Annotated in this window: 12 protein-coding genes; 6 read left to right on the top strand and 6 right to left on the bottom strand. The window is 32.2% G+C overall.

Going from position 1 to position 12,885, the window contains the following annotated elements:
* Nucleotides 1–18: 18 nt before the first annotated feature.
* The 4 genes from H0I32_RS13550 to lptB all read left to right on the top strand — a co-directional run bounded on the left by H0I32_RS13550 (nt 19) and on the right by lptB (nt 3,017).
* Complete coding sequence (locus H0I32_RS13550; protein ID WP_173588208.1) at nt 19–984, top strand: SIS domain-containing protein; 966 nt, start codon at nt 19–21, stop codon at nt 982–984.
* Entirely contained in the window at nt 984–1,814 is an 831-nt protein-coding gene (gene tatC / locus H0I32_RS13545) for a twin-arginine translocase subunit TatC (RefSeq protein WP_173588207.1), read from the top strand. The genes H0I32_RS13550 and tatC overlap by 1 nt, the downstream gene beginning before the upstream one ends.
* Nucleotides 1,815–1,818: 4 nt before the next feature.
* A complete protein-coding gene (locus H0I32_RS13540; RefSeq protein WP_173588206.1) occupies nt 1,819–2,181 on the top strand; it encodes a carboxymuconolactone decarboxylase family protein in 363 nt (120 codons plus the stop codon).
* A 95-nt stretch (nt 2,182–2,276) separates the two neighbouring features.
* Nucleotides 2,277–3,017, top strand: coding sequence for an LPS export ABC transporter ATP-binding protein (gene lptB, locus H0I32_RS13535; RefSeq protein WP_173588205.1), 741 nt, complete (start codon nt 2,277–2,279; stop codon nt 3,015–3,017).
* 342 nt (nt 3,018–3,359) lie between these two features.
* On the opposite strand, the gene H0I32_RS13530 is transcribed toward lptB, so the two are convergent.
* The 3 genes from H0I32_RS13530 to H0I32_RS13520 form a co-directional block, all read right to left on the bottom strand.
* Nucleotides 3,360–3,887 carry a transposase gene (locus H0I32_RS13530; RefSeq protein ID WP_179314573.1) on the bottom strand — a complete coding sequence of 176 codons (528 nt, stop codon included), beginning with the start codon at nt 3,885–3,887 and terminating at the stop codon, nt 3,360–3,362.
* 690 nt (nt 3,888–4,577) lie between these two features.
* Nucleotides 4,578–5,456, bottom strand: coding sequence for a DUF808 domain-containing protein (locus H0I32_RS13525; RefSeq protein ID WP_179314574.1), 879 nt, complete (start codon nt 5,454–5,456; stop codon nt 4,578–4,580).
* A gap of 45 nt (nt 5,457–5,501) precedes the next feature.
* Nucleotides 5,502–6,260: a CDP-alcohol phosphatidyltransferase family protein gene (locus tag H0I32_RS13520; RefSeq protein WP_173588202.1), complete on the bottom strand. Its 759-nt coding sequence runs from the start codon at nt 6,258–6,260 to the stop codon at nt 5,502–5,504.
* Between the two features lie 265 nt (nt 6,261–6,525).
* Here H0I32_RS13520 and H0I32_RS13515 point away from each other — a divergent pair, with 265 nt between their 5' ends.
* Both H0I32_RS13515 and H0I32_RS13510 read left to right on the top strand, forming a co-directional pair.
* Nucleotides 6,526–7,593: a PorV/PorQ family protein gene (locus tag H0I32_RS13515; protein ID WP_173588201.1), complete on the top strand. Its 1,068-nt coding sequence runs from the start codon at nt 6,526–6,528 to the stop codon at nt 7,591–7,593.
* Nucleotides 7,594–7,603: 10 nt separating this feature from the next.
* Nucleotides 7,604–8,782, top strand: coding sequence for a DUF4105 domain-containing protein (locus H0I32_RS13510; RefSeq protein WP_179314620.1), 1,179 nt, complete (start codon nt 7,604–7,606; stop codon nt 8,780–8,782).
* Between the two features lie 248 nt (nt 8,783–9,030).
* Here the strand turns inward: H0I32_RS13510 and H0I32_RS13505 are convergent, their stop codons facing one another.
* The 3 genes from H0I32_RS13505 to H0I32_RS13495 are packed head-to-tail and all read right to left on the bottom strand — an operon-like array spanning nt 9,031 to nt 12,806.
* On the bottom strand, nt 9,031–10,422 hold the full coding sequence (locus H0I32_RS13505; RefSeq protein ID WP_179314575.1) for an exopolysaccharide biosynthesis polyprenyl glycosylphosphotransferase: 1,392 nt from the start codon (nt 10,420–10,422) through the stop codon (nt 9,031–9,033).
* Nucleotides 10,423–10,480: 58 nt separating this feature from the next.
* Nucleotides 10,481–11,491 (bottom strand): glycosyltransferase family 4 protein, encoded by a 1,011-nt coding sequence (locus H0I32_RS13500; RefSeq protein WP_179314576.1) that lies wholly within the window; start codon nt 11,489–11,491, stop codon nt 10,481–10,483.
* On the bottom strand, nt 11,442–12,806 hold the full coding sequence (locus tag H0I32_RS13495) for an O-antigen ligase family protein (protein WP_246293648.1): 1,365 nt from the start codon (nt 12,804–12,806) through the stop codon (nt 11,442–11,444). The genes H0I32_RS13500 and H0I32_RS13495 overlap by 50 nt, the downstream gene beginning before the upstream one ends.
* Between the last annotated feature and the right edge of the window lie 79 nt (nt 12,807–12,885).

The raw sequence follows: 12,885 nt of genomic DNA, 5'->3' as shown, positions 1-12,885 counted from the left end.
CTCAATAAAAAATAAGTTTTGAACACTAAGCAATCCATTTTACATACCGCAAAATCTACTATAAAATTAGAGAGTAAAGCGATAGAGCATTTGTCCGAATTAGTAACTGAAGATTTTGCTGAAGCAGTACAATTAATTTACAATTCTAAAGGTCGTGTGATCATCACCGGAATTGGCAAAAGCGCCATTATAGCTAACAAAATCGTTGCTACATTAAATTCTACAGGAACACCGGCGGTTTTTATGCATGCCGCAGATGCCATCCATGGAGACCTCGGATTAATCCTAGAAAACGACATTGTAATCTGCATTTCTAAAAGTGGAAATACACCCGAAATAAAAGTTTTAGTACCACTTATTAAGAAAGCAAAAAATAAAATGATTGCCATAACTGGTAATATAGAATCGTTTTTAGGGCAACAAGCCGACTATATTTTGAATGCTTTTGTTACAAAAGAAGCTTGTCCAAATAATTTAGCACCAACAACAAGTACGACCGCACAATTAGTTTTAGGTGATGCTTTAGCAGTTTGTTTATTAGAATTACGTGGATTTTCGAGCAAAGATTTTGCAAAATACCATCCAGGGGGAGCATTAGGTAAACGTCTTTATTTAAGAGTGAATGATATATCTTCTCAAAATGAAAAACCTCAAGTAAATCTTGAAGCTTCAGTTAAAGAGGTGATTGTAGAGATTACTGAAAAAATGCTTGGCGTTACAGCGGTTATCGAAAATGATCAAATTATAGGAATCATTACAGATGGAGATTTAAGACGTATGTTAAGTAAAAGTGACGATATTTCTGGTTTAAAAGCCAAAGATATTATGAGTAATAACCCAAGACGAATCCAAGAAGACGCAATGGCTGTTGACGCTAAAGAAGTTATGGAACAATTTGGTATTTCTCAATTATTAGTAGAACACGATGGTAAATATGCTGGTGTAGTTCATCTTCACGATTTAATAAAAGAAGGAATTATATAATGGCAAAAAAACATATAGACGAGATGTCTTTTTTAGATCATCTTGAAGAATTAAGATGGCATTTAGTTAGAGCTACAATTAGTATTGTTATTGCAGCAACAGCAGCTTTTATTTTTAAGAAATTTATTTTTGATGTCATCATTTTCGGGCCAACACACATGGATTTCCCAACCTATGAGTGGCTTTGTAAAATGTCTCAACTTATAGGAATGACAGACACCACATTTTGTGCTGAAAAATTCCCTTTTATTATTCAAAATAGAACTGTGGCAGGTCAGTTTTCAGCTCATATCTGGACTTCAATATACGCCGGTTTTATAGTTGCCTTCCCCTATGTACTTTACCAATTATGGAGTTTTATAAGTCCTGGGTTAAAAGCTAATGAACGTAAAAGCTCTAGAGGATTTATAATTGTAGCATCACTCCTATTCTTTTTAGGCGTACTTTTTGGCTATTATATCATCACCCCTTTATCAATTAACTTTTTAGCCAATTACAATATTAGTGATCAAATTTTAAACGAGTTTGATGTCAGTTCTGTAATTGCCATTGTTCGCTCTTCTGCTATAGCTTCAGGTTTTGTATTTGAGTTACCTATTATCATTTATTTTTTAACCAAAGTAGGTTTAGTGACACCTGAATTTTTAAAGAAATACAGAAAATTTGCTTTAGTTATTGTACTTATTATATCTGCTGTTATTACACCTCCAGATATTGCAAGTCAGGTTATAGTCGCAATTCCTATTCTAATATTGTACCAAGTAAGTATTTATATTTCGGCTGTTGTAGTTAGAAATCAAAACAGAAAAAAATCAAAAATTAAGTCATAAATAGATGTCTGATATTGTAAAAGAATTTAATGATTATCGTGCTAAAATGAACGATAAAATATTAGCCGATAATAATAAAGTAGTAAAGCGTATTTTTAATTTAGATACCAATGCTTTTAAAGAAGGGGCTTTAGATAAAAAGACAAAAGAGCTTTTAGGTCTGGTTGCATCTACTGTTTTACGTTGTGACGATTGTGTCAAATACCATTTAGAAGCCTCTTATAATGAAGGAATTTCTAAAGAAGAAATTAGTGAAGCTCTAGGGATTGCAACGTTAGTTGGTGGTACAATTGTAATACCACACTTAAGGCGTGCCCATGAATATTGGGATGCTATAGAGCAACATAATGCTGATTCTAATTCATAATTAGAAAGCATTACAAGGTTAAACTTTTAATAAATGACAACTAAAGCAAATAGAATCCACATGATTTTATTAATTTTAGCATTCTTAGACCATATATGAAGTTACGAGCAGAACATTTAATGAAGTCCTACGGCGGACGAAAAGTAGTAAAGGATGTCTCTTTAGAGGTTAACCAAGGAGAAATTGTAGGCTTATTAGGACCAAATGGTGCTGGTAAAACCACGTCTTTCTATATGATTGTTGGGATTATTAAACCCAATGGTGGTAATATCTTTTTAGATGATACTAACATTACAAAATACCCAATGTACAAACGTGCCCAAAACGGTATTGGTTACTTAGCTCAAGAAGCTTCTGTATTTAGAAAACTAAGCATTGAAGATAATATTTTAAGTGTGTTACAACTTACTAAATTAAGTAAGAAAGAGCAACTTGATAAAATGGAATCACTAATTGAAGAATTTGGTTTAGGACATATTAGAAAAAGTAGAGGTGATTTACTTTCTGGTGGTGAGCGACGCCGAACAGAAATTGCACGTGCCTTAGCCACAGATCCTAGTTTTATTCTCTTAGATGAACCTTTTGCTGGTGTAGATCCTGTTGCTGTAGAAGATATTCAACGTATTGTAGCAAAGCTAACAAAGAAAAACATTGGTATCCTTATTACAGATCACAACGTACAAGAAACTCTAGCGATCACTGACAGAACGTACTTAATGTTTGAAGGTAATATCCTTAAAGCAGGAAAACCAGAAGAATTAGCTAGTGATGAAATGGTTCGTAAAGTGTACTTAGGCCAGAATTTTGAATTACGTAAGAAGAAATTATTTTTTTAATTAATAAGTCTTCTATTTAATTTCTACAATGCCATTGTTCGTGTTTACCAACAACAATCACAACCTAAAATCTGAGATAAAACTAAACTCATCACTCCTTTCTTTATAAAACAGTCCAGATTTAACAGGGTTTTCATGAATATAGTCCTAAATGCCATTGTTGGCGTTTCTCACCAACAATTACAACCTAAAATCTGAGACAAAAACAAATCCTTCACCTTTATCTCTATAAAATTTAGCCGATAAAAAACTATAATCTTCAGTTTTAAAGCAAAATACATATTTCACTGTATTTTCATGAGTATAGTCCCAAATGCCATTATTGGTGTTTTCCACCAACAATCACAACCTAAAATCTGAGATAAAACAAAATTCGTCACCCTTTTCTTTATAAAATTTAGCCGATGAAAACCTATAATCTTCAGGATTACAACACAGTCCCGCTTTAACAGGATTTTCATGAATATATTTTAACTTCTGCTCTATAATTTTATCAGAATAGAGATCCACACAAAGTGAATTTCTTTTCCAAAATTGGTATGATCGATCTTTAGATTCTACATAAAAACACTTTAAAACAGCTTTATGATGTAATTCTAAATCTTGTTTTATGCGTTGCGCAGTAAACTTCATAAAACTCAATTGTGTATGCTTTAATGAATACAAAAGCATAGGTTTCCAAATAATATGGATATGGTTATCCATTATAACATAACCATAAACTTCAACTCTTTTCTCTTCTACTAAAAATTGTAAAGATTCAATAATGATTAATTTATATTTTTCTGGCTTTAAAAGTTTTTTCCAATCTAAAATTGTAGCTGTATAAAATTGCGGACAATCTTCTATTTTTAAAGGTTTTAAAATCATCTTAAATTATGTATTGGAATTACATCTATAAAATATTGGTGAGAAACACCAATATTGGCGCAATGACATTAATAGTATTTATAATGTAAAAATAAACATCATAAACTTGCCATTGTTGGTGTTTCCCACAAACAATCAATTTAGTATAAATCCCTACCTCAACAGGAATAACAAAACCTAATATCCTCTCTTTTCAGGAAGCAACAACTTGCCATTGTTCGTGTTTCCCACCAACAATCAATTTAGTATAAATCCCTACCTTAACAGGAATAACAAAACCCTAATGCCCACACTTTTTAGGAAGCAACAACTTGCCATTATTGGTGTTTCCCGCCAACAATCAATTTAATATAAATTCCTAACTAAGCAGGAATAAAAAAACCTAATATCCTCTCTTTTCAGGAAGCAACAACTTGCCATTGTTGGTGTTTTCCACCAACAATCAATTTAGTATAAATCCTTACACACACGAATAACAAAACCTAATGCTCCTTGCCATTGCTTGCCGTTGTTGGTGTTTTCCACCAACAATCAAACTAAATAAATCACATCCTTCAACTATAATCTAAGTTCTACTTGTTTTGTCTTAAAGTAAAAAAACGAGTAACCTTGAACGATCTATACCATTGTTGGTGTTCCCCTCCAAAAATCAATTTAGTATAATCCCTGCCTGCGCAGGAATGAAAAACCCTAATGCCCATTCTTTTTAGGAAGTAACATCTTAACACCATTGACAAGAAGTAAACAAACAACACCTGCAGCAAGACCCACAATAAAATCTCGTAAAACCGAAGGAATCTGTTCTAAGAAATGATGCATATAATCAATATTATGAACAAAAATACCACCCGCAACAAGCAACAAAGCAATAGTTCCTATAACAGACAAACTCTTTATAACCATTGGTAAGGCTTTCACTAAAAATGTTCCAATACCAAATAAAAAACCCTTACCATCGTCACTTTTACCAATCAGTTTTAAACCAAGATCATCCATCCTTACAATTAAGGCTACAATACCATAAACACCAATAGTCGCAATTAAAGCCACTATAGAAACCACAATAATCTGAGTCACTAAAGGTTCATTAACCACAGAACCTAAAGCGATAATTACAATCTCTACAGACAAAATAAAATCGGTAACAACGGCAGACTTAATCTTAGCTTTTTCTAAATCTAATAATTCTTGTTCTGTAAAATCCTTTTTAAGATCTACTTCTACTGCTTTCGGGTGAGGCACAATAAACTCATAGATTTTCTCAGCTCCTTCATAAGCCAAATACAGCCCTCCAAGAATTAAAATAATGATGATTGCCCAAGGTACAAAAGCACTTAATAAAAAAGCCAAGGGTAATATAATTAACTTATTCAGTAAAGAACCTTTGGTTATAGCCCAAAGCACTGGGATTTCACGAGAAGACACAAAACCAGAAGCTTTTTCCGCATTTACAGCCAAATCATCACCTAATATACCTGCTGTTTTTTTAGTCGTAATCTTAGTCATAACAGCAACGTCATCCATTATCGCTGCGATATCATCAAGTAGTGCAAAAAATCCTGAGGCCATAAATTATAAGTGTTTAAGAAAGTAAGAATAAATAGAACTTTAAGATTAATGAATCTTAGATTTCGTTAATAATGAAAGTAAAATATACAAACCAATAACTAAAGGAATGGCTGCAAAATGAAGTACTATAATTAAGACAACACTTAATATTAGAAAAATATAACGTACGGCATTATCCTTAAAACCATAGTTTTTAAATTTTAAAGCGAATAACTTTATATTCGAATTTAAAAGGTAACAGCTCAACAAGGTTAAACCAATTAAAAACCATTTATTGATAATAATGTTATTAATAAGGTCATTATTCTGATACTCTAAAATAAGAGGTAGCGATAATAATACTAGAGTATTAGCAGGCACAGGCAAACCTTTAAAATAACTTTGCTGATCTTCATCTAAATTAAACTTTGCCAAACGATAAGCTGATGCTAACGGAATAAACAAACCGATTAACGGTAATACAGACATTTTAAAACCTTGCCAATGAAAAACAGAATTCCAACTATCACTGTAAGCCGAATAATCTGGCGCATCAATAGTCAATCCAATAAGCTTAAACATAATAATCCCTGGCACTACACCACTGGTTACTAAATCTGCCAAAGAATCTAACTGAATTCCCATCGGACTCTGTACATTGAGTTTTCTAGCTAAAAGCCCATCAAAAAAGTCGAAAAATATCCCTAAAAAAACAAATATAGAGGCGGCAATAAAATTACCATTAACAGCAAATATTACAGCAATACAACCCGAAAACAAGTTGAGAAGTGTTACTAAATTCGGAATGTGTCTTTTAAAGCTCATAATCTTAATTTTTGTAAAAATAGAAAGTATTTAATTCTAATCTTATATTTTTTCTCAAATTATATCTTTTCAATTCTTAAAACAACATAAAATAAACCTCCATTTATATTAAAATAATACAACCTATATAGACAATAAGAGAATACATATTATGGAGCTTGGGTAAAATAAGTCATAAAATTATATTTAAAAACAATAAGAACGCCGTTATAGAGTTTAATAGATAGGAAAATATTATGCATCTTTGTAAAAAAAAATTGTGTTGTTGAAAAATTACTATGTAATTCTCTTAACGCTTGCTACTCTTACGGTTTCAGCTCAAACGAAGTATTCAAATGAATTTATGAATATTGGTGTAGATGCTGCTGCCTTAGGGATGAGTAATGCTGTGGTCTCCCAAACGGCTGATGTAAATTCAGGTTACTGGAATCCTGCAGGATTGGTACATGTTGAGGACACACAGCTCTCATTAATGCACTCCAGTTATTTTGCGAATATTGCAAATTATAACTACATCGCTTATGCCATGCCTATAGACAAATCAAGTGCTATGGGAATCTCTTTAATTCGTTTTGGTGTAGATGATATTTTAGATACCACACAATTAATTGACGATCAAGGAAACATTAATTACGATAGAATAAGTACATTTTCTACGGCAGATTACGGGCTTACCTTCTCTTATGCTAGAAAATTACCTTTAGATGGATTAAATTTTGGAGTGAATGCAAAAGTGATCCGACGAATTATTGGTGATTTTGCATCCTCTTGGGGATTTGGTTTCGATGCAGGAATTCAATTTGAAAGCCGACGAAATGATTGGAAATTTGGACTGATGGCTAGAGATATTACAACCACATTTAATGCCTGGTCTATAGACGAAGATAAATTTGAAGATATTAGCAGTGCCATTGATGGTGAAAACCAAGAATTGCCTGAGACCACAGAAATTACAATTCCAAAACTACAATTAGGAATGTCTAAAAAATGGATCTTTCATTATGACTATTCTTTATTAGCAGCAGCAAACTTAAATATGCGCTTTGCAGAAAATAACGATATTATATCCACATCTTTTGCCAGTATTAATCCTGCTTTAGGTTTCGAATTTGGGTATACAGATCTTGTTTTTCTAAGAGCAGGTGTTGGTAATTTTCAAAATGAATTACAAATCGACGATTCAGAGCAAGTGACTTTTCAACCTAATTTCGGAGTCGGATTTAAATACCGAGGCATACAAATAGATTATGCTTTTACAGACATAGGAGATCAAAGTGCTGCTTTATACTCAAATATCTTTTCTTTAAAAATAGACTTCAGTGTCTTTAGATAATTCAACAGTAATGAAACTAAAATTATCAGTTCTTGTTTTACTTTTCACTTGTATTTCTGGATTCTCACAACAATATCAACTCTCTGACAACGCAAAAATATCAGTTATAACCATTGGGCCAGGAGAATCTTTAAATGATGCTTTTGGACATAATGCTTTCAGGATAAAAGATAAAGCTTTAGGTATCGATGTGGTTTATGGCTATGGAGAATATGATTTTGATGCCCCTAATTTTTATTTAAAATTCGCTCAAGGAAAACTAAATTACCTCATTAGCAGGCATCCATTTCAAAATTTCTTTTATGCCTATAAAAGAGCTAATCGTACGATTGAAGAGCAAGTTTTAAATCTTTCTACTCAAGACAAACAGAAACTCTTTAACTACCTAGAAAATAATTACAAACCAGAAAACAGACGCTATTTATACGACTTTTTCTATGATAATTGCGCTACAAGAATTAGAGATGTTACCCAAAACACAACTTCAGAAACAATAGATTTTATATTACCTCAAAATTTCGAACCTAAAACATTCAGAGACCTCATCCATGAACACGTGGGCTTAAATACATGGGGCAGCTTTGGTATAGACATTGCTTTAGGTGCCGTAATAGATAAACAAGCTACAGCAGAAGAGTTTATGTTTTTACCGAAATATATTCATACTTTTTTTGAGACCGCAAAATTAAACACTTCTAAAAACTTGGTTAAAAGCGCAACGACGCTTTATCAAAAAAAAGAAACAAATACCAAAGCTAATTTTATATTAAGCCCATTAGTCATCATTGGTTTACTAGCCGCTTGTATCCTTTTTATAACCTATAAAGATTACAAAAACAAAGTAAGAAGCAAATGGTTAGACATCACCCTTTTTGCACTTACAGGTCTTATTGGTATTGTATTATTACTATTATGGTTTGCAACAGACCACTCCGCAACAGCATTAAATTATAATGTATTATGGGCATTCCCACTAAATCTGTTTGTAATCGGACAATTAGCAAAACCAAAGGTTAAAATGTGGTTTAAAAAGTACCTAAGATTCTTAATCATCATGCTTTGCTTAATTGCCTCACATTGGATTATAGGAGTTCAGGTCTTTGCCATAGGTTTAATTCCTCTGCTTATAGCACTAATGGTTAGATATGTATATTTAGTAAAGTGGTTTAATCTGTCTGAAGAAAAGTAAAAAGTGTGAAGTGTCTTATTTTTAATATGAAAAGCAACACATAAGCACTATTTTTAGTATCCGTTATTAAAGAAAGCATCACCAATCTCACCATATCACCATCTCACCAAATCACCATCTCACCAAATCACCATCCCACCAAATCACCATCTCCCCAAATCACCATATCACCATATCACCATATCACCACCTCACCACCTCACCATATCACCATATCACCATATCACCATATCACCATCTAACCAAACCTACTGCCCCCTATAATAAAGAATCGTACTCAAGGTCTTTATAAAAATATTAAGGTCTAAGAAAACACTACGATGCTTTATATAATACAAATCGTACTGTAATTTAGTCAGACTCTCATCTACAGAAGCGCCATAACGCGTACTTACCTGTGCCCACCCTGTTAAACCTGGTTTTATGATATGTCTTGTTTCATAAAACGGAATAATTTGTGATAACTCATTCACAAAGAAAGGACGCTCTGGTCTTGGGCCAATAATACTCATATCCCCTTTAAGAACATTGTAAAACTGCGGAATCTCATCCATACGAGAACGTCTTAAAAAAATCCCGAACTTCGTAATTCTAGTATCATTTTTCTGAGCCCATTTAGCTCCGCCTTGCTCTGCATTAACCACCATGCTTCGTAGCTTAAGAATATTAAAAGGCTTACTGTTTTTACCAACACGCTCTTGTCTATAAAACAAAGGCCCTTTATTACCTATAAGATTACCAATAAGCACAATAGGTAAGATCAATAGACCAAGTATTAAACCTATAATTGAAAAAACAACATCGAAAGTACGTTGAAAAAAGATATAAAGCTTATTCTCATTACTACGGCTAAAAGGAAAATACTTATAGAAATCTTTGCCTACAAATTGAATTGGTACCTTTTTTAATAACTCCTCATAAACTTGCGTATAATCTCTAATCTTAAAACCACGTTCTAAAAGCAACATTAAATCATGATAAACCTCAGCTGTGATGGCTTCAGTATTTGTACTAGCCACTAAGATTTCAGATATTTTTTCTTCTTCAATCGTTTTTAAAAAGTCTTTAGGTTTAAATTCTGTTAAACCTCTATATTTTACAGGTTTTGAGATTACGATTTCACTATTAATAAATCCAACAATTTTATAATTGGGATCCGTAGTACTCAAAGCCGAAGTTAAACCCTCAATACTCGAAATTTCTCCGACTAAAAGAACACGCTTATAAAAACGTGGAGACTCTATTAAGTAAATGTAAAGTACTCTCCATAAAAGAACAGAGAACATCAATGTAAAATAAAAATACACAATTTGAATACGTTCCAAGGGTAAATAAGGAGAGAGCACAGGGGTTAATAAGTAAAATAAAACGACTACAGAGGTAGTAATTACAATGTTTTTAAACGTGGAATCAAGCTGACTTGCCTTCTGTAAATCGTAAAGTTCAAAAATACTAGCAAAAACTGTAAAATAGACGCCTAATAAAATTAAAGCCACACTATTATTAATATTGACTTCAATATATTCAAAATCATAATAAAGACTTAAGCAATAGACACCTACAAAAACCATAAGCAAATCTAAAATTCTAAGTAGAATCTTACGTTCAGAAATTTCGAAATGAATGCTTTTCTTAATCATTATTATTCATATAAACTGCTTGTAAATATAAGAAGTACAAACTATTATTAACATAAATTTAAGACAAAATAGAATCCCATCTTGATTTTACTGCCTCCCATGCAAAACTCTCACTTTTTTCACGTGCGTTATAAACTAATTTTTCTCTGAGTTGTACATCTAGCATTAGTTCTAAAATTTTATTGACCATAGCTTTAGAATCTTGAGGTTGCACTAATAAACCTTCTATAGTATCTGAAATTAAAAAAGGCATACCTCCAACGTTTGTAGAAACCACAGGTAATCCGAGAGCCATAGCTTCAATTACACTCACTGGGGTGTTATCTAAATTTGTAGTATTAATAAATATATTATAGTTTTTTGAAACTGAAATCCATTCCTTTTTTGTCAATTTCCCTGTAAACTCAACGTTTAAATTGAGTTGAGTCGCTAACATTTTAACGTCTTCTAAAGTACCATCTGCATCAGGACCAACCATACACAACTTAGCTTTTGGATAGCTTTTTTTTATGTCATTAAAAACTTGAATGGCCAATTGAGGATTATAAATTTTTGAAAACGAACGTACCCATAATAGCTTTGGAGTATCGAAATCTTTTTTTAAAATAGGATAATCTTTAATCTCTATGACATTAGGAATATGAACAACATTCTTATATCCAAACAATTCGAATTCTTGTTTTAAATATGCCGAAGGAGACACATTATATGCCGCATTTTTAAAGATTAGTTCGCTTAATTTTGGACTATTTTTTAATCTTGAGGGGAGATTTCCCCCATGTAATATGGGAATATATTTTATTTTTAACAGACTACATAATTGACTAATAATAAGAGCAAAATAAAAATTCTGAGTACTATAAGTGTCTATTAAAACGCAGTCTATGTTTTTAGATAATGCAACACACGACCTTACCATATCTAATAATCTACTTATTTTATTGGTTTTAGAAGAAGTATAATGTATTCTATAGCCTTCTTTCTCAAGCAGAGCACCAAGTATTTGAATTCCAGAAATATTAGATTTGTTGTTCTTTAAGTTGTTTCCTACGTACAGGATTCTTTTCATTTTTAACATTTAATAAGGCTAAACCATATATAAAAGCTGGCATCGCTATTCGCATAGACATATGATTTATGGTTAAAAACCAAAAAGCTAAAAAAGCATAAAAATAGTAATTACTCTTATTCTTTGATCGCATATCTAAAGGTTTAAACATTAGAATCAAAAGAATAACGACTCCAAACATACCATGTTCAGCTAAAGTACGACTAAACTCACTATGCGAAGTAACCCCCTGCCCTTCCTGTTCTATACGCTGATCTTTTGCTCTACTAGAACCAATTCCAAAAAAAGGACTATCTATAAAACCTTCTAATTCATGCTCAAACAACTCTGCTCTTCCTGTTGATAAACTTGCCTTTTCTCTCCCTAAATGATCTTTATTAGAATAACGTAAACTTACCAAACCACCAGACTGGTTAATACTAACAAACCATGTAAATACTAAACTTAAGCAAAATAAGCCAAACATAGTAATTAACTCATTTCGTTTTTTCACACGAGATTGTCTATAGTAATAAAATAAAAATACTAAAGTTGCCATTAATGCAGCTATAACACCACCTCGACTCATGGTGGTAACAGCTCTAAAAGCAATTAAACCTAGAATAGTAGCGTTTAAAACTTTTAACCCTAAGCTCGGTGACTTCGTAAATAAACGTATAGCCATTAAAAACATACCTAAACCCAAAGCTGCAGATACCTGATTTGCTCCCCAACCTCCCGCTGCTGAACGGTTAGATGCCGTACTCGAGAGTACCTCTTTTAAATCAGGAACATAAAAATAAATATAAGCTGTGTGTGCTATGATAGGCAACACCATAAAAAGAAGTATCTGAGACAACTGATTATTGCTTATACGTTTATCATAACAAAATAAAGCAGACAAACCCAAACAGACAGGGCCACTTAATACAAAAGCAATATTGGTTCTAAAATTAGCATCAAAACTCAATGTAGTAGAAGCTACAAATATTGAAGGTACTAAAAACATTAAGTAAATAAAATAAGGATAACCTTTTCCTGAGAGACCTCTATAAAAAATTCCTAACAACACAAAAAATATCACTAAGTACTTCCCTGCTTCATAAGAAACAGAACCTTTTGTCGTTCTGAAAAAAACCTCAGCACCCACAAAATAAGCACAAGCCTTTAAGACTTCATAAGTTCTTTTATCATCAGCGATAGTAATTATACGATAAATAAAATAAACAACAGCAGCAAAAAAATACAGCTTTGCAATACTTTCATTAAGGTAAATTATAACACCTAAAGCAGCATGAAAACCAACAGCGCTAATATAAGTAATATTGGTTTTCAATTTATAAAGTCAGGTTTTAGAATAAAAGAAGTCGTGTAAATAATGATAAAGTGTATATTAATAAATATCAAACTATCTA

Source organism: Winogradskyella sp. HaHa_3_26 (genome assembly GCF_019278425.1).
In the GTDB taxonomy this organism is placed as follows: Bacteria; Bacteroidota; Bacteroidia; order Flavobacteriales; family Flavobacteriaceae; genus Winogradskyella; species Winogradskyella undariae.
Note: the sequence above shows the minus strand (reverse complement) of the source record. Positions and strands in the feature narration are given on the sequence as shown.